We start from the raw sequence: 20,507 nt of genomic DNA on the forward strand, positions 1-20,507 counted from the left end.
CGTCGGTCCCGCTCGTCGTCCTGCCCGCGGTCGCGCGCCGGGTGCTCCCGGCCCGCGCCCGTCCCGCCTGCCCGCCCGTCCCGCGACTCACAGCCCGTGCCGCCCGTCGCCCGCGAGCCGGTCCGCGAGGGCGCGCTCGGACGCCGCGGAGAACGGCCCCGCCTGCTCCCGCCGGTACCGCGTGACGGCCGCGTCGGCGTCCTCCGCGGCGAGCTCGCCCACGAACGCGGCACCCGCGGCGAGCCCCTCGGCGGCCGCGACCTGCACCTGCGCCCGCAGGTCGGTGACGTTCCCGGCGACCCGGACGCCCGGCACCGCGGTGGCGCCGTCGGGCCCCGCCTCGACGGCGGTGCCGATGCGGCGCCCGCCCATCGTCACGGGCGCCGTCGGCAGCCCCAGGCCCTCGAGGCCGTCGAGCCGCGCGGACAGCCCCGTGGCCACCACCACGGCGTCGCACGGCAGCACCGGCCCGGACGCCAGCCGCACCCCGGAGACGGCGCCGGCCGTGACCTCCAGGCCCGCGACGCGCCCGTCGACCACCCGCACGCCGAGCGCGGCGAGCCGCTCCCACCCGGCGTCGTCGGGGTCCTCGCCGCCGTCCAGGAACAGCGTCAGGTCCCGCGTCCACCCGTGCCAGAGCTGGACCTGGTGCAGGGCGACCGGACCGGAGCCGAGGACGGCCACCGCCCGGTCGCGCACCTCCCAGCCGTGGCAGAACGGGCAGTGCAGCACGTCGCGGCCCCAGCGGTCGGCGAGCCCGTCGACCAGGGGGAGCTCGTCGGCCAGGCCCGTCGCCACCAGCACGCGGCGTGCGCGGACCACGCGCCCGCCGTCGAGCACGGCCCGGAAGCCGTCGCCGTCCCGCCGGACGTCGGCCACGCGTGCCTCGACGACCTCGCCGCCGTACCCCTGCACCTCCGCGCGCCCGCGCGCCAGCAGCTCGACCGGGGGCAGGCCGTCGAGCCCCAGGTAGGCGTGCATGTGCGCCGCGGGCAGGTTGCGCGGCGTGCCGTCGTGCACCACCAGCACCCTGCGGCGGGCGCGCGCGATCGTCAGCGCCCCGCTCAGGCCCGCGGCCCCGCCGCCGACCACCAGGACGTCGTACCGGTCCTCGTCCATCCCGTCCTCCTCCGTCGTCGTGACGAGCCTGCGCGCGCGGCGCCACATTGACAAACACCGTTGCCGGATCGGCAAACTGGGGTCATGCCCGACCGCACCGCACGCCGCGCCCACGACCCGCAGGGCGAGCGCACCGCCACCCGGCGGCAGCACACCCCGGCCGACCCGGCGCCGGACGACCTCGAGCCCGTCCTCGAGGCCGTCGGCCCGCGGCTGCGCGACCTCCGGCAGCGACGCGGCAGCACGCTCGCGGACCTCTCCCGCAGCACCGGGATCTCCGTCAGCACGCTGTCCCGGCTCGAGTCCGGGCAGCGCCGCCCCACGCTGGAGCTGCTGCTGCCGCTCGCCCGCGCGCACCAGGTGCCGCTCGACGAGCTGGTCGGTGCGCCCGCGACGGGCGACCCGCGCGTGCACCTGTCGCCGTTCGAGCGCCACGGCGTCACGTACGTGCCGCTCAGCCGCCGCCCCGGCGGGCTGCAGGCCTACAAGATGGTCTTCCCGGCTGGCCTCCACCCCGGCCCGCCGGACCCGCGCACCCACGAGGGCTACGAGTGGATGTACGTGCTGTCCGGCCGCATGCGCCTGGTGCTCGGCGAGCACGACCTGCTGGTGGACGCCGGCGAGGCCGTGGAGTTCGACACCCGCGTGCCGCACTGGTTCACCAACCCCGGCCCCGGCCCGGCGGAGGTCCTCAGCCTGTGGGGCCCGCAGGGCGAGCGCATGCACGTGCGTGCCCGGTCCACCCGGCGCAGGGCCGCGCCGGGCGCCGACGACGCGGGCGGCCCCGGCGGCTCCCGCTAGGCCGTCACCGCGAGCGCGAGCACCGCCCCCGCGACCGCGAGCGGCGCCAGCCACAGCCCCTGCACGACGAACGCCCGCACGGGCACGTGCACGAGCGCCTGCCGGCAGCGCTGCCACCACAGCACGGTCGCGAGCGACGCCCACGGGGTCAGCAGCGGGCCGACGCCCGTCCCGATCAGCACGGCGGCGAGCCGCAGCGGGCTGTCGGCGGCGACGGGCTCGAGCACCAGGTACGCCGGCAGGTTGTTCACGACGTTCGCCGCGCCGGCCGACAGCGCGGCGACGCCCAGCAGGGCGCCCGTGCCGTCTCCCCCGGGCGCTGCGGCGACCAGCGCCTCGCCGAGCCCGCGCACGTGCAGCGCCTCGACGACCACGAACAGCGCGGCGACCACCAGCAGCATCCGCCAGGGCACGAGCTGCGTCGGGCGCACCGGGAGCGCCCGGCGCCGCAGGGCGAAGGCCGCGAGCAGGACGACCGCCGCCGCGAGCGCGACTGCCCACACCGGCAGCCCGGCGACGAAGCCCGCGGCCATGACGACGGTGGTCGCGCCCGTGACGCGCAGCAGCGCCCGGTCGGGCGGCACGTAGCGCGGCCCGGGCTCGAACCGTCCGCGCAGGTCGGCCCGCCCGCGCACGGCGAGCACGGCCACCGTCACCAGCACGGCCGCGAGCGCGGGAGCCCACATCAGCCCGAGGTAGCCGACCCCGGCGTCCGTGAACCGGTGGTCGGCGAGCAGGTTCGTGAGGTTGGACACCGGCAGCAGCAGCGACGCGGTGTTCGCGAGCGCGACGACCGTGAGCACCAGCAGCAGCGGCGACGTGCCGGTGCGGCGGGCCAGGCTGATGGCGAGCGGCGTCAGCAGCACCGCGGTGGTGTCGAGCGAGAGCAGGACCGTGGACGCCACGGCGATGACGACGAGCAGCAGCCAGAGCAGCCACCGCCGCCCGCCGGCCGACCGCGACGCCGCGTCCGTCGCGACGTCGAACAGCCCCGCCGCGCCGCACAGCTCCGCGACCACGGTCAGCGCCGCGACGAACAGCAGGACGGGCCCGACGCGCTCGGCCAGGGCGCCGGCGTCGGCGCGCGGGAGCGCCCCCGTCAGCACGAGGAGGGCCGCCACCACGACGGCGGCGACCCACCACGGGACGGACCGCCGGCTCCGGGACACGGCGTGACTCTAGGACCCCGCCCCGCGCGCCGCGCGGCAGGTCCGGCCCGGTGCGCCGCGCGCCAGGTCCGGCGCCGCGACCCCGGCGGCCTCAGTCCAGCAGCCCCTGCGCGAGAGCGGGGGCGATGACCGGCGCGAGCGGCAGCCGCGGGATCAGCGTCGCCTGCACCGCGTGGTAGAGGTCGGCCTTGCCCTCCCACACCGTGCGCGACACCCGGTTGTCGGTGCCGAGCTCGTGCCACCAGGAGCCGCCCTCGTGGTCGAGCAGGTGCTCGGCGACGTACTCCCACCACGTGACGTACCAGTCGTCGAACCGCTGGTCGCCCGTCGCCGCGTGCAGCGCTGCGGCCGCCGCGACGGCCTCGGCCGCCACCCAGTGCATCCGCTCCCGCACGACGGGCTTCCCGGACCAGTCGACCGTGTAGACGAACCCGGGGGCGCCGTCCACCGACCAGCCCTCGCGCACGGCGGCGTCGAACAGGGCGACCGCGTCGTCGAGCATCCACGTCGGCGCCACGTCGCCGGCGGCGGTGAGCGCGGCCCGGGCGTGCAGGGTGAGACGCGCCCACTCGAGCCAGTGCCCGATCGTCGCGCCGTACGGCCGGAACGGGTGGGCCGGGGTGTCGGCGTTGTACTCCAGGTCGGCCTCCCAGCGGGCGTCGAAGTGCTCGGGGATCCGCCACTCGTTGCCCCGCGCGTAGCCGTGCACCACGCGGGTGAGGATCCGCACGGCGCGGTCGAGCCACACCCGCTGCCCGGTCACGCCGTGCGCGGCCAGGTACGCCTCGACGGTGTGCATGTTGGCGTTGACGCCGCGGTACCCGTCGAGGTGCGTGAACGTCCGGTCCCAGGACTCGACGGCCATGCCGGCCTCCTCGTCCCAGAACCGCTGCTCGGACACCGCCAGGGCCTCGCGCAGCAGCGCCTCGGCGCCGGGACGCCCGGCCGCGGCCGCCGACGACGTGGCCAGCACGACGAACGCGTGCGGGTAGGCCGCCTTCTCGGTGTCGCGGGGCGTGCCGTCGGCGTCGACCTCGGCGTACCAGCCGCCGTGCTCGGCGTCGCGGAACAGGCCGTCCAGCGCCGCGAGCCCGTGGTCGACGAGCGCCGCGTTCCCCGGCCGTCCCATGAGGTGAGCGAGGGCGTAGACGTGCGTCATCCGGCAGGTGATCCACAGCTCGACCGGGCCGGGCAGCGGGCGCCCGACGTCGTCCAGGCGCAGGAACCCGCCGGACGGCGCGACGGACGCCCTCCCGAAGGCGAGCAGGCGGTCGGTCTCGGTCTCCAGCCAGCGGGCGTGCGCGGGCGTCGTCAGCCACGTCATGGGTGTCACCCTAGTCACACCCGCGCCGGCGGCAGCAGGCCGGCCGTGGCCCCGCGAACCCGCAGGCAGCGCGCGGGATGCCGGGTTCGTCCGAGTCGTCCTGGCGCTTTGACAGCGTCGCGCGCGCGGCGGGAGGATTTGACCGGTCAAAGCGCTCCGTCGCCTCCGCCCCCTCCGCACCAGCCGCACGGACGCCCCGAGGACCCCATGCACACGCCCGACGCCCCGCGCCAGCACGCGGACCCGGCCGGTCGCGTCACCATCCGCGCCGTCGCGGAGCACGCGGGCGTCTCGCGGCAGACGGTCTCCAACGCGCTCAACGCCCCCGGCCGGCTGTCCGCGGGCACGCTGGCCCGCGTCCGCCGCTCCGTCGACCTGCTCGGGTACGTGCCGGACCGGGCCGCGCGGGCGCTGTCCTCACGGCGCTCCGGGCTGATCGGCATCCGCGTCGGGCCCACCGCGCACCGCACGGCCGCCCACCCCGACCGGCTGCTGCACGCGCTCGTCGCCGCCGCGCGGCCGCACGGCTACCGGCTGCTGGCCTTCGACGCCCCGTACGGCGACGACGACGCCGAGATCGCCGCGTACGCCGAGCTGCTCGCGGGCCACGACGTGGACGCGGTCGTGGTCGCGGACACCCACCCCGGTGACCGCCGGCCCGCCTGGCTCGCCCGGCAGGGGGCGGCGTTCGCGGTGCACGGGCAGCCCTGGGGCGACGACGACGCGGCGCACCCGTGGGTCGACGTCGACGGCGCCCTCGGCACGGCCCTCGCCGTCCGGCACCTCGCGGGCCGCGGCCACCGCCGCGTCGGGTTCGTCGGCTGGCCGGCGGACGGCGCCGGCGGCGACGCCCGGCGCTCCGGCTGGCGCGCGGAGACCGCCCGGCTCGGCCTGCACCCCGGACCGGACCTGACGGCGGCCGCCGACGACCCCGGCGCCGCCACCGCGGTGGTCGCCGCGTCGCTCGCCCGCCCCGGGGAGGCCCCGACGGCGTTCGTGTGCGCCTCCGACGTCCTGGCCCTCGGGGTGCTGGACGCGGTGACCGACGCCGGCGCCACCCCCGGCCGGGACGTGGCCGTCACGGGCTTCGACGACTCCGACCTGGCCTCGCTCGCGCGTCCCGGGCTGACGAGCGTCCGGCAACCCCTCACACTGGTGGCGCAGATCCTCGTCGAGCAGGTGCTGGACCGGCTCGGCGTCGACCTCGGGCACCCGCCGGCCCCGGCCGGCCCGGTCGCCCCGGAGCTCGTCGCCCGCGCGTCCAGCGCCTGGTCCGTCCCCGCGGTCCCCGTCGTCCGCAGGACCCCCGCAGACCCCGTCACCCCCGCCCCCCGCTGAACCCCCGAGCACCCTGGAGCACCCGCCCGTGGCACCCGCCCCCGACCGCCCCTCCGCGGTCCTCGACGGCCTCGACGCCGTCCTGTTCGACCTCGACGGCGTCCTGACGCCGACCGCCGTCGTGCACATGCACGCGTGGGAGCGGCTGTTCGCCCCGCTGCTGGAGGAGCGCGGCGCGGCGCCGTACACCGACGCCGACTACTTCGCGCACATCGACGGCAAGCCGCGCTACGAGGGCGTCCGGTCGCTGCTGGCGTCCCGCGGGATCGAGCTGCCGTGGGGGGACCCGGCCGACTCCCCCGACGCCGCGACCGTCTGCGGCCTCGGCAACCGGAAGAACGCCGTGTTCACGCAGGTGCTGGAGTCGGAGGGCGTGACGCCCTACCCCGGCTCGGTGCGGCTCGTGGACGCGCTGATCGCGGACGGCCGGGCCGTCGCCGTGGTGTCGAGCAGCCGCAACGCGGTGCCCGTGCTGGCCGCGGCGGGCCTCACCGACCGGTTCCCCCTCGTGGTGGACGGGCTGGTGGCGGCCGAGCGCGGCCTGGCGGGCAAGCCCGCACCGGCGACGTACCTGTACGCCGCGGACCAGCTCGGCGTGCCGCGCGAGCGCGCGGTCGTCGTCGAGGACGCCGAGTCCGGCGTCGCCTCCGGCCGTGCCGGGGACTTCGGGCTCGTCGTGGGCGTGGACCGGGGCGCGGGCGCCGCGGTCCTGCTGGAGCAGGGGGCTGACCTGGTGGTGGACGACCTCGCGGAGCTCGTCACCACGTCCGACGACCCCGAGAGCACCCTGCCGTGAACCCCACCTCCCTGTTCACCCCCGACCCCCTCGACCGGCACCGGTTCCCGAAGGACGAGTGGCGGCTGCGCGAGACGCGGCACGACGCCCGTGACCTCGGCCGCACCGAGACCCTGTTCGCGGTGGGCAACGGCTACCTCGGCATGCGCGGGAACGTCGAGGAGGGCCGCGACAGCCACAGCCACGGCACCTTCATCAACGGCTTCCACGAGACGTGGCCGATCCGGCACGCCGAGGAGGCGTACGGCTTCGCCCGGGTCGGCCAGACGATCGTCAACGTGCCGGACGCGAAGATCCTGCGCCTGTACGTCGACGACGAGCCGCTGCTGCTCACCGTCGCCGACCTGCACGAGTACGAGCGCACCCTCGACTTCCGCGACGGCGTCCTCTACCGGGACCTGGTCTGGCAGACGCCGTCGGGCAAGCGCGTGCAGGTGCGCAGCCGGCGCATGGTGTCGTTCGCCGAGCGGCACCTCGCCGTCATGACGTACGAGCTCACGATGCTCGACGCCGACGCGCCCGTGGTGGTGAGCAGCCAGATCCTCAACCGGCAGGACGGGCAGGACGAGTACCACGTCCGCGCGGCCGCGATGGGCGAGGGCTTCGACCCGCGCAAGTCCGAGACGCTCAGCGAGCGGGTGCTGGAGCCGCGGTCGCACTGGGGGTCCGACGGCCGCTACGTGCTGTCGTACCGCACGGCGGCGTCCGGCATGACCCTCGCGGTGGCGGCCGACCACAGCATCGAGACGGAGAACGAGGTCGAGGAGCTCTCGCTCGTCGAGGAGGACCTGGCCAAGCACGTCTACCGCGTCGACGCGAAGCGGGGCCAGACCGTCCGCATCACCAAGGTCGTCACGTACCACTCGTCGCGCGGCGTGCCGGCGCGCGAGCTGGCGGACCGGTGCCGCCGCACCCTGGACCGCGCCGCCAAGGCCGGCGTCGAGCAGGCGTTCGCCGACCAGCGCGCGTGGCTCGACGCGTTCTGGGCGCGCTCCGACGTCGAGGTGCCGGGCCAGCCCGAGCTGCAGCAGGCCATCCGCTGGAACCTGTTCCAGCTCGCGCAGGCCACCGCGCGCGCCGAGGGCAGCGGCATCGCGGCGAAGGGCCTGACCGGCTCGGGGTACAGCGGGCACTACTTCTGGGACACCGAGATCTACGTCCTGCCGTTCCTCAGCTACACCTCCCCGCGCGTGGCCCGCAACGCGCTGCGGTTCCGCTACACGATGCTGGACGCGGCGCGCCGCCGGGCCGCCGAGCTCAACCAGAACGGCGCGCTGTTCCCGTGGCGCACCATCAACGGCGAGGAGGCGTCGGCGTACTACGCGGCGGGCACCGCGCAGTACCACATCGACGCGGACATCGCGCACGCCGTGCGGCAGTACGTCGCCGCCACCGGGGACGACGGGTTCCTGGCGCGCGAGGCGGTCGACGTCCTGGTGGAGACCGCGCGCATGTGGGCGGACCTCGGGTTTTGGCGCGGGACCAACGGCGACGCGTCGTTCCACATCCACGGCGTCACGGGGCCCGACGAGTACACGACCGTGGTGAACGACAACCTGTTCACCAACGTCATGGCCCGCGCCAACCTGCGCGGGGCGGTCGAGGCCGTCGAGCGGCTCGCGCACGAGCACCCGGCGGAGCACGCCGCGATGGCCGCCCGGCTGCGCCTCACGCAGGACGAGCTGGACGAGTGGGCGCACGCCGCGGAGCGCATGCACATCCCGTTCGACGAGCGCCTGGGCATCCACCCGCAGGACTCGCAGTTCCTCGAGAAGGAGCTGTGGGACCTGGCGAACACCGACCCGGCCAAGCGCCCGCTGCTGCTCTACTACCACCCGCTGGTGATCTACCGGTTCCAGGTGCTCAAGCAGGCCGACGTGGTGCTGGCCCTGTTCCTGCAGGGCGACCAGTTCACGCCGGAGGAGAAGCTCGCGGACTTCGACTACTACGACCCGCTGACCACCGGCGACTCCACGCTGTCGGCGGTCGTGCAGTCGATCGTGGCGTCCGAGGTCGGCTACCAGGAGCTCGCGCTGCGGTACTTCACGTCGGCGCTGTACGTGGACCTGGCGGACCTGCACCACAACACGTCCGACGGCGTGCACGTGGCCTCGCTCGGCGGCGTGTGGAGCGCGCTGGCGTGCGGGTTCGGCGGCATGCGCGACCACGAGGGCGTCGTGTCGCTCGACCCGCGGCTGCCGGAGGTCTGGGACGGGCTGACGTTCCGGATCACGCTGCGCGGCACCCGGGTGCGCGTCGACGTCCGGCACACCGAGCTGCGGCTGACCGTCGAGGACGGCGACACCGCGGACCTCGTCGTGCGCGGCGAGCACGTGAAGGTCACGGCGGGCGACCCCGTGGTGGTGCACCTCGACCCGGCGCCGCGCCTCATCGGCACGCCGACGGTGCGCGACATCGAGGGCACGCGCCGCGCCGACGGCACGCTCATGACGGCGACCGTGCCGGACCACCCGACGGTCGTCACGCCGCCGCCGCTGCCGCACGACTGAGCCGCCGCGCGGGGCGCCGCACGACGCCCCGCGCACCCGCCGACCACCAGGCCCGTCGTCCCGGATCCCCGGGGCGGCGGGCCTCGTCGTGCCACCCGGCGCCGCGTCGTCGCAGGTCACGGGCTCGCCGGGTGAGCACGGAGCGGGTGGCGGACCTGCCGGACCTAGGTCCCCGGGACTCCGGTCCCAGACTTTGTGAATTCTTTCTCGATATCGTCGTCCACGTGAGGTCGACGGAGCCCTTACACCCCCACCTCATCGGACCACCCGGGAGAACCCCGTGACCATCACGACGAGCACCGACACCGCGGCCGCCATCGACCAGCTGGTCGCCGGCGCCACCAAGGCGCTGGCGGAGTACGCCCGCTTCACGCAGGAGGACGTCGACCGGCTGGTCAAGAAGGCCGCCGTCGCCGCGCTCGACCAGCACGGCCAGCTCGCCGAGCTGGCGGTCGAGGAGACCGGCCGCGGCGTCTTCGAGGACAAGGCCGTCAAGAACATCTTCGCCTGCGAGCACGTCACCAACTCGATGGCGTCGCTCAAGACCGTCGGCGTCATCAGCCGCGACGAGATCAACGGCATCACCGAGATCGCCGAGCCCGTCGGCGTCATCTGCGCGATGACCCCGGTGACCAACCCGACGTCCACCGCGATCTTCAAGTCGCTCATCGCGCTGAAGACCCGCAACCCGATCATCTTCGCGTTCCACCCGAACGCCCAGAGGTCCTCCGTCGCCGCGGCGCGGGTCGTGCGGGACGCGGCGATCGCCGCCGGCGCCCCCGAGAACTGCATCCAGTGGGTCGAGACCCCCTCGATGGAGGCCACCGGCCTGCTGATGAACCACCCCGGCGTCTCCACCATCCTGGCGACCGGCGGCAACGCGATGGTCCGCGCCGCGTACTCCTGCGGCAAGCCGGCCCTCGGCGTCGGCGCGGGCAACGTCCCGGCCTACATCGAGAAGACCGCCAAGCTCAAGCGGGCCGTCAACGACGTGGTGCTGTCCAAGTCGTTCGACAACGGCATGATCTGCGCCTCCGAGCAGGCCGTCATCCTGGACGACGAGATCTACGACGCCGCGCTCGCGGAGTTCGCGGTCCTGCACGCCTACCGCGCCACCAAGAAGGAGAAGGCGCTCCTCGAGAAGTTCATCTTCGGGGTCGAGGCCAAGGGCAAGAACTGCGCCGACGCCAAGCTGAACCCGACCGTCGTCGGCAAGTCCCCGCAGTGGATCGCCGAGCAGGCCGGCTTCTCCGTCCCCGCCGAGACGTCGATCATCCTCGCCGAGGTCGGCTCCGTCGGCCCGAACGAGCCGCTGACGCGCGAGAAGCTCTGCCCCGTGCTCGCCGTGCTGCGCGCCACCTCCACCGAGCAGGGCATCCAGCTCGCCGAGCAGATGGTCGAGTTCGACGGCCTCGGCCACTCCGCCGCGATCCACACCCAGGACGAGGCGCTCACCGAGGAGTACGGCAACCGCGTCAAGGCGATCCGCGTCATCGCGAACGCCCCCTCGTCGCTCGGCGGCATCGGCGACATCTACAACGCCTTCATCCCGTCGCTCACCCTCGGCTGCGGCTCCTACGGCCACAACTCGGTGTCGAACAACGTGTCGGCGATCAACCTCGTCAACGTCAAGCGCGTGGGTCGGAGGAACAACAACTTGCAGTGGTTCAAGGTCCCGGCCAAGACGTACTTCGAGCCGAACGCCATCCGCTACCTGACCGACATGGCCGACGTCGAGCGCGTCACGATCGTCACCGACGCCACGATGACCACCCTCGGGTTCGTCGACCGCGTCCTGGACGTCCTGAACCGCCGCGGCAACCACGTGTCGGTCCAGATCATCGACCAGGTGGAGCCGGAGCCCAGCGTCAAGACGGTCCAGGCCGGCGCGGCGCAGATGCGGCACTTCCGCCCCGACACGATCATCGCGCTCGGCGGCGGCTCGCCGATGGACGCGGCCAAGGTCATGTGGCTGCTGTACGAGCACCCGGAGATCGTGTTCTCCGACCTCAAGCAGAAGTTCTTCGACGTCCGCAAGCGCGCCTTCAAGTTCCCGGTGCTCGGCGACCTGGCCAAGCTGGTCTGCATCCCGACCACCTCGGGCACCGGCGCGGAGGTCACGCCGTTCGCGGTCATCTCCGACCCCGACGCGGGCAAGAAGTACCCGCTGGCGGACTACGCGCTGACCCCGACGGTCGCGATCATCGACCCGGTCCTCACCTCGAAGATGCCGCGCTCGCTGGCCGCCGACTCCGGCTTCGACGCCCTGACCCACGCCACCGAGGCGTTCGTCGCGGTGTACGCCAACGACTTCACCGACGGCATGGCGCTGCAGGCGATCCGCCTGATCTTCGACAACCTCGCGCAGTCCGTGAACGGCGACCCGGCCGACCCGGCCACCAAGGCCGCCCGCGAGAAGATGCACAACGCGGGCACCATCGCCGGCATGGCGTTCGGCAACGCGTTCCTCGGCATCGTGCACGCGATGGCGCACGTCATCGGCTCGACGTTCCACCTGGTCCACGGCCGGACGAACGCCACGCTGCTGCCGCACGTCATCCGGTACAACGGCCAGATCCCGACCAAGCTCACGAGCTGGCCGAAGTACGAGCACTACGTCGCCCCGGAGCGGTTCCAGCAGATCGCCCAGATGCTGGGCCTGCCGGCCGAGACCCCGGAGCAGGGCGTGGAGTCCTACGCCCTGGCCATCGAGGCGCTGCGCGCGAAGGTCGGCATCCCGTCGTCCTTCCAGGCGCAGGGCGTCGACGAGCAGGACTTCCTGTCCCGGCTCGACGAGGTCGCGATGGGCGCGTACGAGGACCAGTGCGCGCCGGCGAACCCCCGCATGCCGATGCGGGCGGACATGAAGGACATCATGACTGCGGCCTACTACGGCACCTCCGTCGCCGAGGTGCGTGGCCGCCGCGAGCAGCAGGGTGCGACGAGTGACGCGCCCGCCGGGGCGGGGGCCCCGGCCGAGGAGAGCGCCACGGTCGCCTCCTCCTGACCCACGGTCAGGCTGCTCGCCGAGCGCCCCGCCCGCGATCGTCCGCGGGCGGGGCGCTCCTCTGCGTCCGGGCGGTCCCGGCGCCGCGGCTCCCAGCCGGGGGCCAGGCGCGCCTGGCACAATGACCGGTCCCCGACGAGGAGGCCCTCATGACCACCCGCCGCCACCGCGCCGCCCTGGCCGCCCCGCTCGTGCTGGGCGCCCTCCTGCTCGGCGCGTGCTCCGAGGCGCAGGACGTCGCCTCGCAGGCGCAGTCCGCCGTCGACTCCGCGCGCGACGCCGCCGGCCGGATCGGCGAGCTCGCCGACGCCGCCCGCGAGCGCGTCGAGTCCGCCCGCTCCGCCGTCGACGACGCCCGCACCCGGCTGTCCGAGCTCGACGCCGGCGCCCGCGCCGCCGCGCAGGACGCCGTCGACCAGGCGAGCACCGCCGTGGACGACGCCACGACCGCGCTCGCCGACGCCCGCGAGCAGGGCTCCGCCGCCACGCAGGAGCAGCTCGACTCCGCCCGGTCCGCCCTCGACTCCGCGCGCAGCGCCCTCGACGGGGCGTCCACGCAGGTGGACGACGCGACCGCGGAGGCCCTGGACCGGCTCGCGCAGCAGGTCGAGGAGCTGAGCCGCCAGGTGGAGCAGACCGAGCAGGGCTGAGGCCCCGCGGGGGCGACGACCCCCGCGGGCGAGGGGCGCCGCCGGCCGGCGCGCCCGACTCACCCGGGCGAAGGACCCTCGACCCCTTCAGCCACGCGCCACCGTGCCGATGTCCCCGGTATGAGCACGCACCACCCGCGCACCCGGACCCGGCACCACGTGCCGTGGTGGGTCGCGTGCGCGTGGGCGTCCCTGCTGCTGCTCGTGCTCGGCGGGCTCGCGGCGGCGTCCGGCTGGCTCTGAGGCGGCCGGCGCGCGGACGCACCGTCCCGCCCGGCGGTCGTCCCGGCGCCCCCGCCCCGACGCGGTCTACCCTCCTGGCGTCCCCGAGCCGACAGGACCGCGATGACCCCGCACCCGCACGACCCCGCACCCCGTCCCGGGCACCCCGCGCCTCCCGCCGGGCGCTGGCGGGCGACCGCCCGGGCGGCGGGGCTGCTCGGCGCGGACGGCGTCCCGAGGCCGACGATCTTCGCGGAGATGTCCGCGCTGGCCGCGAGCACCGGTGCGCTCAACCTCGGCCAGGGGTTCCCCGACGTCGACGGCCCGGAGTCGGTGAAGCGAGCCGCGGCGGACGCCATCGCCGCGGGGGTCAACCAGTACCCGCCCGGGCCGGGCACCCCGGAGCTGCGGCGCGCCGTGGCCGACCACCAGCGGCGGCACTACGGCCTGGACGTCGACCCGGACACCGAGGTGCTCGTCACCACCGGCGCCACCGAGGCGGTCGCCGCGGCGCTGCTCGCGCTCACCGAGCCGGGCGACGAGGTGCTCACGCTCGAGCCGTTCTACGACTCCTACGCCGCGGTCATCGCGCTGGCCGGCGCCCGCCACACCACCGCGCCGCTCGTGGCCGGCCCCGACGGGTTCCGGCTGGACGCCGACGCGCTGCGCGCCGCCGTCACCGACCGGACGCGCGTGATCCTGCTCAACACGCCGCACAACCCGACGGGCGCCGTCCTCACGCCCGCCGAGCTCGCGGTGGTCGCCGAGGTCGCCGAGCGCCACGACTGCCTCGTCGTGACCGACGAGGTCTACGAGCACCTCACCTACGACGACGCCCGGCACGTCCCGTTCGCGACGCTGCCCGGCGCCGCCGACCGCACGCTGACCGTCTCGTCGTCGGGCAAGACGTTCTCGTTCACCGGCTGGAAGATCGGCTGGGTCACGGGGCCGGCGCCGCTGGTGGACGCGGTGCGGGCGGTCAAGCAGTTCCTCACGTACGTGTCCGGGGCGCCGTTCCAGCCCGCCGTGGCGCACGCGCTGGCGCTCGAGACCACCGACGGCCCCGACGCCGGCTGGGTCCGCGGGCTCGCGGCGTCCCTGGCCGCGCGCCGGGACCTGCTCGCCGCCGGGCTGACCGGGGCCGGGTTCGCAGTCGCCCGGCCGCAGGGCACGTACTTCGTGGTCGCCGACGCCGCCGCGCTGCTGGCCGGGCCGCTCGCCGGGTCGGGGATCCGCGACGCGGCGGGGCTGTGCCGCGCGCTCCCCGACCTCGCGGGCGTGGTCGGGGTGCCCGTCAGCGCGTTCACCCGGCCCGGGTCGGCCGCGGACGAGGCGCTGCGCACCGCGGTGCGGTTCACGTTCGTCAAGCAGGAGGCGGTGCTGGAGGAGGCCGTGCGGCGGCTGGCGCGGCTCGGCGCCTGACCGCCGCCCGCCCGGGCGCTCAGTGCGCCGCGGTCCACCCGCCGCGGCGGTAGGCCGGGGTCGCGAGCGCGAGCACCAGCAGCGCACCGGCCGCCGCGCCCGTCATCACGCTCGCCATCGCCACGGTGTCCTCCCCGAGCACGCCGACCAGCGGGCTCACCGCACCGGCGACGCCCGCCTGCAGCGACCCGATGAACGCCGCGGCCGTCCCCGCGCGCTCGCCGTGCCGGGACAGCGCGATCGCGGAGGCGTTCGGCGGCGTGAAGTTCACCAGCGACATGATGAGGAACAGCGCCACCAGCAGCGCCGGCAGCCCGCCGGCGCCCGTCAGCGCGAGCACCAGCAGCACCCCGGTGAGCGTCAGCGAGACGGGCAGCACCGCGCGGATGATCTGGATCGGGGCGTACCGGCGGACCAGCGCGGCGTTCACCTGCGCGCCGCCGACCAGGCCGACGCCGTTGACGGCGAACACCAGCGCGAACTGCCCGGCGCTCAGCCCGAACCCCTCGCGCAGCACGAACGGCGACCCGACCACGTAGCTCATGAGCACCGCCTGCCCGAGCCCGGGCAGCACCGCGAGCGCCACGAAGTGCCGGTCCCGCGCGAGCACCAGGTAGCCGCGCCACGCGCCCCCGGTGGACGCCAGCCTCCGCTCGGCCGGCAGCGTCTCGGGCAGGCGCCGCAGCACGACCACCCAGAGCACCGCGCCGTACACGGCCAGCGCGACGAACACGCCGCGCCACCCGAACTCGCCGGCGATCAGCCCGCCGACGCTCGGCGCGAACAGCGGCGCGACCCCGATGACGAGCATGAGCCGCGACAGCAGCCGGGACGCGTCCGGCCCGACGAACCGGTCGCGGATCACCGCCATCGCGACCACCGACGCCGACGCGTTGAAGAACCCCTGCAGGGTGCGCAGCGCGATCAGCGGGACGATCGCCGGGGCGATCGCGCACAGCAGCGACGTCACGACGTGCAGCGCCACGCCGACGAGCACCGGCCGGCGCCGGCCGAAGCGGTCCGACAGCGGGCCGATCACCAGCTGGCCGACGGCCCCGCCGATGAGCATCGACGTCATCGTGAGCTGGGCGGCCGCCGCGCTGGTCCCCAGGTCGCGGGCCACGTCGGGCAGCGACGGCAGGTAGATGTCGGTGGTGACGGCCGGCAGCGCGGTCATCACCCCGAGCAGGAGCACGTACTTGGCGCTCGGCCGGAACACGGGTGCGGCGGCGTCCCCGGCGGCGCCCGACGAGGCGGGCACGGGTGCCGGTGCGGGGCGCGGTGCGGGTGGCTCGCCGGTGCTCATGTCCCCTGATCGTCGCACGCGGCGAGGCCGGGCGCGAATCGATTCGATCCGCGCCCTCGCGGTCAGCGGCGCGCCGGCGCCGTCCCGGGCGGACGGGCGTCAGGCGGTGCGGACCCGCACCGGTGCCAGGGCGCCGATGCCCTCGAGCTCCCGCTCCGGCAGCGGCTCCAGCACGAGGCCCGGCACGTCGACGAGCAGCCGCGCGGTCGCCGGGTCGGTGAGCACCGTGCTCGGGTCCGCGACGTCCGTCAGGCGGGCGGCGATGTTCACCGACGGGCCGAACACGTCGCCGAACCGGGACAGCACCCGGCCCCACACCACGCCGACCCGCACCGGGGTCACGCCCCGCGCGCCCTCGGCGAGCCCGCCGGCCCCCTTCTCCCGCTCGACGTCGAGCTCCCCGCCGAGCACCCGCGCGAGCTCCAGGGCGACGCGCGCGCCGGTCCGCACGTCGTCCGCCACGAACAGCACCGCGTCCCCGATGGTCTTGACGACGCGGCCACCGCCCTGCGTCACGACGTCCCGGGCGATGGTCTCGAACCGCTGCACGAAGTCCGACAGGTCGGTCGAGCCCAGCCCGGCCGTCCGGCGCGTGAACGACACCATGTCGGCGAACCCCACCGCCCGCGCGAGCGGCAGCGCCGCCGGGTCGCCGTCGCGCTCCTGCCCGGCCGCGAACTCCACCGCGTACCGCGACGCGATCGACGCCAGGTGCCGGCGGTAGGAGTGCAGGAGCTGCGCCTCCAGCACCGGCGCCAGCACCGGCAGCTCGTCCAGCACCGCCCGCCGCGCGGCCGGGTCGTCGAGCCCCCGGCGGGTCGCGACGTCCTCCACCAGCGCCTCGACCTGCCACAGCGCGAGCCGGTCGCTCGTGTGCCCGAGTGCGCGCGTCAGCGAGATCATCGTGCGGCCCGACACGAGCTCCTCGCGCAGCAGGGCCGCCGCGCTGCCCAGGGCCTCGGCGTCCCGCACCGTGAACGCGGCGTCGTCCGCGTCCGGGTGCGGCAGGCCGAGCGTCCGCCAGTACAGCCGCACCAGCTCGACGTCCACGCCGGCGCGCTCCGCCAGGTCCCGCATGCTCAGGGTGCGGGGGCCGCCGAGCAGCGCCGCGTCGAGGCGGGCACCGGCGGACACGGGGGCGTCGTCGGGCCCCGGGGTGCCGGCGGCCGGAGTCGGGACGCCGGCGCTCTCCGGGGCGACGGGACGCGCCTCGTCGTCCTGGCGCGCGCTGCCCGTCCGGTCCGTCACACCAGCGACCCTAGTTCACGGCAGGTGCCCGCGGGTGGGCCGGACGTGACGCACGTCACCGGCGAGCAGCCGCCGCTCGGCGCCGTCCGCGCCCCGCAGCACGAGCGCGCCGTCGGGGTCGATCCGCACCGCCGTGCCCCGCGCCTGCGACCCGTCGGGCAGCGTCGCCCCCACCTCCGAGCCGAGCGTCCGGCACACCTGCGCGACCTCGGCGTCGAGCCCGGCCGCCCCGACGTCCCCGCCCGCCCGCCGCCAGCGCGCGAGGACCGCGCACACCTCGCGGACCACGGCGACCAGCACGGCCGTGCGGTCCGCGGAGGGGGCGCCCGACAGCCGCAGCGACGTGGCGCTCGGCACCGGCAGCTCGGCGGCCGTCTGCGCGACGTTGACCCCGATGCCGAGCACCACCGCGTCCCCCGCCGGCGTCGCCTCCGCGAGGATCCCGACCGCCTTGCGGTCCAGCCCCCAGCCGGGCAGCTCCTCGGCGCCGGACGACGCGGGCAGCAGCACGTCGTTCGGCCACTTCAGCGCCGCCGTCAGGCCCGTGGCCACGGACAGCCCGCGCACGACGCCCAGCCCCGCCAGCAGCGGCAGCCACCCCCACGACGCGCGCGGCACGCCCGGACGGACCGCCAGCGACATCGTCACCGCCGTGCCGGCCGGCGTGGTCCAGGTGTGGCCGCCCCGCCCGCGCCCGGCGCGCTGGTGCTCGGCGACCAGCAGGCCGCCGTCCGCCCACGCGGCGTCGGCCGCCAGTCGCGCGAGCAGCTCGGTGCTCGTCGAGCCGGCCTCCGCCACGACCGCGCACCGCCGCAGCGGCCCGCCCGGGCCCGCCAGCGCCGCCACTTCGTCCACCCGCAGGGGCCCGCGTCCGTCGTCCACGCCCCCATCCTCGCGCCCCGCGCCGCGCCGCTCCCACGCCCGCCCACCCGCTCCGCCCCGCTCCCGCGCCCCGCGAGGTCGTCATCTGCGCCCGAGGTCGTCACGCCGGCCTGACGACCTCGGGCCGAGGTGACGACCTCGCCGCCCCACCGCGCCGGTTGTCGCATCCGCACCACGCGGCGCGCCGAGCTCCGTGGTCGTCGCCCACCCCCGCCGACGCCCGCGCGCACTAGCCTTCCTCGGGTGACTGACACCCCCGCGTCGCACGCACCCACGCCCCCGGCCGGCACGGCCGCGAAGGTCGCCGACCTCGCGGACCGCTACCGCCGCGCCGTCACGGAGCCCGAGCAGGCCGCCGCCGAGAAGCAGCACGCCCGCGGCAAGCGCACCGCCCGCGAGCGCATCGAGGCGCTCCTCGACCCGGGCTCGTTCACCGAGCTCGACGCGTTCGTCCGGCACCGCTCCACCAACTTCGGCCTGGACCGCAAGCGCGTCCCCGGTGACGGCGTCGTCGTCGGCCACGGCACCGTCGACGGCCGCCCGGTCGCCGTCTACTCGCAGGACTTCACGGTGTTCGGCGGCAGCCTCGGCGAGGTGCACGGCCAGAAGATCACCAAGGTGATGGACCTGGCGCTGCGCACCGGCATGCCGCTGGTCGGCATCAGCGACGGCGGCGGCGCGCGCATCCAGGAGGGCGTCGCCGGCCTCACGCAGTTCGCGGAGATCTTCCGCCGCAACGTCGCCGCCTCGGGCGTGGTCCCGCAGATCAGCCTCATCCTCGGCCCGTCGGCCGGCGGCGCGGTGTACTCCCCCGCGCTCACCGACTTCATCGTCATGGCGGACGGCACCTCGAACATGTTCATCACGGGCCCGGACGTCATCCGCGCCGTGACCGGCGAGGACGTCGGCTTCGAGGAGCTCGGCGGCGCCACGACGCACAACACCCGCTCCGGCGTCGCGCACTACCTGGCCTCCGACGAGGAGGACGCGCTGGACTACGTGCGGTCGCTGCTGTCGTACCTGCCGCAGAACAACCTCACCGACCCGCCGGCCTACCCGCACGAGGCGGAGCTCGAGGTCACGGACGAGGACCTCGAGCTCGACACCCTGGTGCCGGACTCCGACAACCAGCCGTACGACATGCGCACCGTCGTCGAGCACGTCCTGGACGACGGGGAGCTGCTCGAGGTGCAGCCGCTGTTCGCGCGCAACGTGCTCATCGGCTTCGGCCGCGTCGAGGGCCACGCCGTCGGGGTCGTCGCGAACCAGCCGCTGACCATGGCCGGGACGCTCGACATCGACGCCGCCGAGAAGGCCGCGCGGTTCGTGCGGACCTGCGACGCGTTCAGCATCCCGGTGCTGACGTTCGTCGACGTCCCGGGCTTCCTGCCGGGCACCGACCAGGAGTGGAACGGCATCATCCGGCGCGGCGCCAAGCTCATCTACGCCTACGCCGAGGCGACGGTCCCGCTCGTCACCGTCATCACCCGCAAGGCGTACGGTGGCGCCTACATCGTCATGGGGTCGAAGCAGCTCGGCGCCGACGTGAACCTGGCGTGGCCCACGGCGCAGATCGCGGTCATGGGTGCCGGCGGTGCGGTGAACATCCTGCAGCGCGGCGCCCTGCAGCAGGTCGCCCAGGCCGGCGGGGACGTCGAGGCCGAGCGCGCCCGGCTCACGCGCGAGTACGAGGAGGCCATCGTGAACCCGTGGGACGCCGCGGACCGCGGCTACGTGGACGCGGTCATCGCGCCCGCCGAGACCCGGTCGCAGATCGTCCGCGCGCTGCGCGTGCTGCGCACCAAGCGCGCGGCGCTGCCCCCCAAGAAGCACGGGAACATCCCGCTGTGACCGGCGACCCCCTGCTCCCCGGCGGACACGACGGCGACGGGCACGACCACGGCCACGACGCGCACGACCACGCGGGCGGCGCCCACGGGCCCGAGCCGCTGCCCGGCGTCGACACCGGCGCCATGCACGCCGCCGTCGACGCCCTGACCGCCGCGCTGCACGACTACGTCGACACCGCCGCGGGCGTCCGCGCGGAGTTCGGCGCCTCGGAGGCCGACGAGGACCCGCGGGTGCTCGCGCTCGAGGCGCGCGTCTCCGGCCTCAACGCGCGGCTGTACGACCTGCTGCACGAGAGCCTGGGCATGCACTCCGAGCTCACGGGCATGACGTGGGAGGACGAGGCCGCGCCCGAGGCCGAGGCCGGCACCGACGAGGACACCGACGAGTTCCACCTCGGGTTCGTCGTCAGCGTGCCGCCGCACCCGAGCGACCAGACGATCGACGCCGTGCTCGGCATCGTCGACAACGGCGGGGCCGAGATCGTCGAGCGCCTGCTGGAGAGCGGCTTCACGGTCGAGGGCTGGGGTGCGTCGCGCGGGGCGCCGGTCGCGTTCGACGACGACCCGGACGACGACGAGGACGACCGGTGACGGCCGACGGGTCCGGGGCATCCGGGCCGGCGCACGTCCAGGTGGTGCGCGGCACGCCCGACGACGTGGAGCTCGCGGCGCTCGTCGCCGGGCTGGTCGCCGCGGCGGGCGGCGGCGAGGACGGGACGTCCGACTGGCCGGGCAGCGCGCCGCGCGCCGGGTGGACGGACCGGGCCCGCACCGTCCCGGGCGGCGGCGCGGCCTGGCGCCCCGGCCCCGACGCGTGGCGGCACAGCCTGCGCTGACGCCGGCGCAATCCCGGTGAACCGGGC

17 protein-coding genes are annotated in these 20,507 nt (G+C 75.6%); 11 read left to right on the top strand and 6 right to left on the bottom strand.

Going from position 1 to position 20,507, the window contains the following annotated elements; all coding sequences use genetic code 11:
• Positions 1-87: 87 nt before the first annotated feature.
• Positions 88-1,119 carry an NAD(P)/FAD-dependent oxidoreductase gene (locus P9841_RS05555; protein WP_283321063.1) on the bottom strand — a complete coding sequence of 344 codons (1,032 nt, stop codon included), beginning with the start codon at positions 1,117-1,119 and terminating at the stop codon, positions 88-90.
• Between the two features lie 84 nt (positions 1,120-1,203).
• Between P9841_RS05555 and P9841_RS05560 the strand changes: the two genes are divergently transcribed.
• Positions 1,204-1,920 carry a helix-turn-helix domain-containing protein gene (locus P9841_RS05560; protein WP_283321064.1) on the top strand — a complete coding sequence of 239 codons (717 nt, stop codon included), beginning with the start codon at positions 1,204-1,206 and terminating at the stop codon, positions 1,918-1,920.
• Here P9841_RS05560 and P9841_RS05565 read toward each other — a convergent pair.
• The gene (locus tag P9841_RS05565; RefSeq protein WP_283321065.1) at positions 1,917-3,089 is read right to left on the bottom strand and encodes an SLC13 family permease; all 1,173 of its coding nucleotides are present in this window, start codon (positions 3,087-3,089) and stop codon (positions 1,917-1,919) included. The genes P9841_RS05560 and P9841_RS05565 overlap by 4 nt on opposite strands.
• A gap of 91 nt (positions 3,090-3,180) precedes the next feature.
• Positions 3,181-4,413 (bottom strand): AGE family epimerase/isomerase, encoded by a 1,233-nt coding sequence (locus P9841_RS05570; RefSeq protein ID WP_283321066.1) that lies wholly within the window; start codon positions 4,411-4,413, stop codon positions 3,181-3,183.
• Positions 4,414-4,620: 207 nt separating this feature from the next.
• Between P9841_RS05570 and P9841_RS05575 the strand changes: the two genes are divergently transcribed.
• The 7 genes from P9841_RS05575 to P9841_RS05605 all read left to right on the top strand — a co-directional run bounded on the left by P9841_RS05575 (position 4,621) and on the right by P9841_RS05605 (position 14,358).
• Positions 4,621-5,751, top strand: coding sequence for a LacI family DNA-binding transcriptional regulator (locus P9841_RS05575; protein ID WP_283321067.1), 1,131 nt, complete (start codon positions 4,621-4,623; stop codon positions 5,749-5,751).
• A 28-nt stretch (positions 5,752-5,779) separates the two neighbouring features.
• Positions 5,780-6,547, top strand: a complete 768-nt coding sequence (locus P9841_RS05580) for an HAD family hydrolase (protein ID WP_283321068.1) — start codon at positions 5,780-5,782, stop codon at positions 6,545-6,547.
• A complete protein-coding gene (locus P9841_RS05585; protein WP_283321069.1) occupies positions 6,544-9,057 on the top strand; it encodes a glycoside hydrolase family 65 protein in 2,514 nt (837 codons plus the stop codon). The genes P9841_RS05580 and P9841_RS05585 overlap by 4 nt, the downstream gene beginning before the upstream one ends.
• A 280-nt stretch (positions 9,058-9,337) precedes the next feature.
• Entirely contained in the window at positions 9,338-12,064 is a 2,727-nt protein-coding gene (gene adhE, locus P9841_RS05590) for a bifunctional acetaldehyde-CoA/alcohol dehydrogenase (protein WP_283321070.1), read from the top strand.
• Between the two features lie 149 nt (positions 12,065-12,213).
• Positions 12,214-12,714: a hypothetical protein gene (locus tag P9841_RS05595; RefSeq protein WP_283321071.1), complete on the top strand. Its 501-nt coding sequence runs from the start codon at positions 12,214-12,216 to the stop codon at positions 12,712-12,714.
• 120 nt (positions 12,715-12,834) lie between these two features.
• Positions 12,835-12,957 carry a molybdopterin oxidoreductase gene (locus P9841_RS05600; RefSeq protein WP_222171651.1) on the top strand — a complete coding sequence of 41 codons (123 nt, stop codon included), beginning with the start codon at positions 12,835-12,837 and terminating at the stop codon, positions 12,955-12,957.
• 102 nt (positions 12,958-13,059) lie between these two features.
• A complete protein-coding gene (locus P9841_RS05605; protein ID WP_283321072.1) occupies positions 13,060-14,358 on the top strand; it encodes a pyridoxal phosphate-dependent aminotransferase in 1,299 nt (432 codons plus the stop codon).
• A gap of 19 nt (positions 14,359-14,377) precedes the next feature.
• Here P9841_RS05605 and P9841_RS05610 read toward each other — a convergent pair whose 3' ends face one another.
• From P9841_RS05610 to P9841_RS05620, 3 genes are all read right to left on the bottom strand, one after another.
• On the bottom strand, positions 14,378-15,664 hold the full coding sequence (locus P9841_RS05610) for a multidrug effflux MFS transporter (protein ID WP_283321073.1): 1,287 nt from the start codon (positions 15,662-15,664) through the stop codon (positions 14,378-14,380).
• Positions 15,665-15,763: 99 nt separating this feature from the next.
• Positions 15,764-16,912, bottom strand: coding sequence for an adenylate/guanylate cyclase domain-containing protein (locus P9841_RS05615; protein ID WP_349306928.1), 1,149 nt, complete (start codon positions 16,910-16,912; stop codon positions 15,764-15,766).
• Positions 16,913-16,927: 15 nt separating this feature from the next.
• The gene (locus P9841_RS05620; protein ID WP_283321074.1) at positions 16,928-17,794 is read right to left on the bottom strand and encodes a biotin--[acetyl-CoA-carboxylase] ligase; all 867 of its coding nucleotides are present in this window, start codon (positions 17,792-17,794) and stop codon (positions 16,928-16,930) included.
• A 243-nt stretch (positions 17,795-18,037) separates the two neighbouring features.
• Between P9841_RS05620 and P9841_RS05625 the strand changes: the two genes are divergently transcribed.
• The 3 genes from P9841_RS05625 to P9841_RS05635 are packed head-to-tail and all read left to right on the top strand — an operon-like array spanning position 18,038 to position 20,480.
• Complete coding sequence (locus P9841_RS05625) at positions 18,038-19,645, top strand: acyl-CoA carboxylase subunit beta (protein WP_283321075.1); 1,608 nt, start codon at positions 18,038-18,040, stop codon at positions 19,643-19,645.
• Positions 19,642-20,235, top strand: a complete 594-nt coding sequence (locus P9841_RS05630) for a hypothetical protein (protein WP_283321076.1) — start codon at positions 19,642-19,644, stop codon at positions 20,233-20,235. The genes P9841_RS05625 and P9841_RS05630 overlap by 4 nt, the downstream gene beginning before the upstream one ends.
• The gene (locus tag P9841_RS05635; protein ID WP_283321077.1) at positions 20,232-20,480 is read left to right on the top strand and encodes an acyl-CoA carboxylase epsilon subunit; all 249 of its coding nucleotides are present in this window, start codon (positions 20,232-20,234) and stop codon (positions 20,478-20,480) included. The genes P9841_RS05630 and P9841_RS05635 overlap by 4 nt, the downstream gene beginning before the upstream one ends.
• Positions 20,481-20,507 lie beyond the last annotated feature (27 nt).

Origin of the sequence: Cellulomonas sp. ES6, from assembly GCF_030053835.1 — a bacterium.
GTDB lineage: Bacteria > Actinomycetota > Actinomycetes > Actinomycetales > Cellulomonadaceae > Cellulomonas.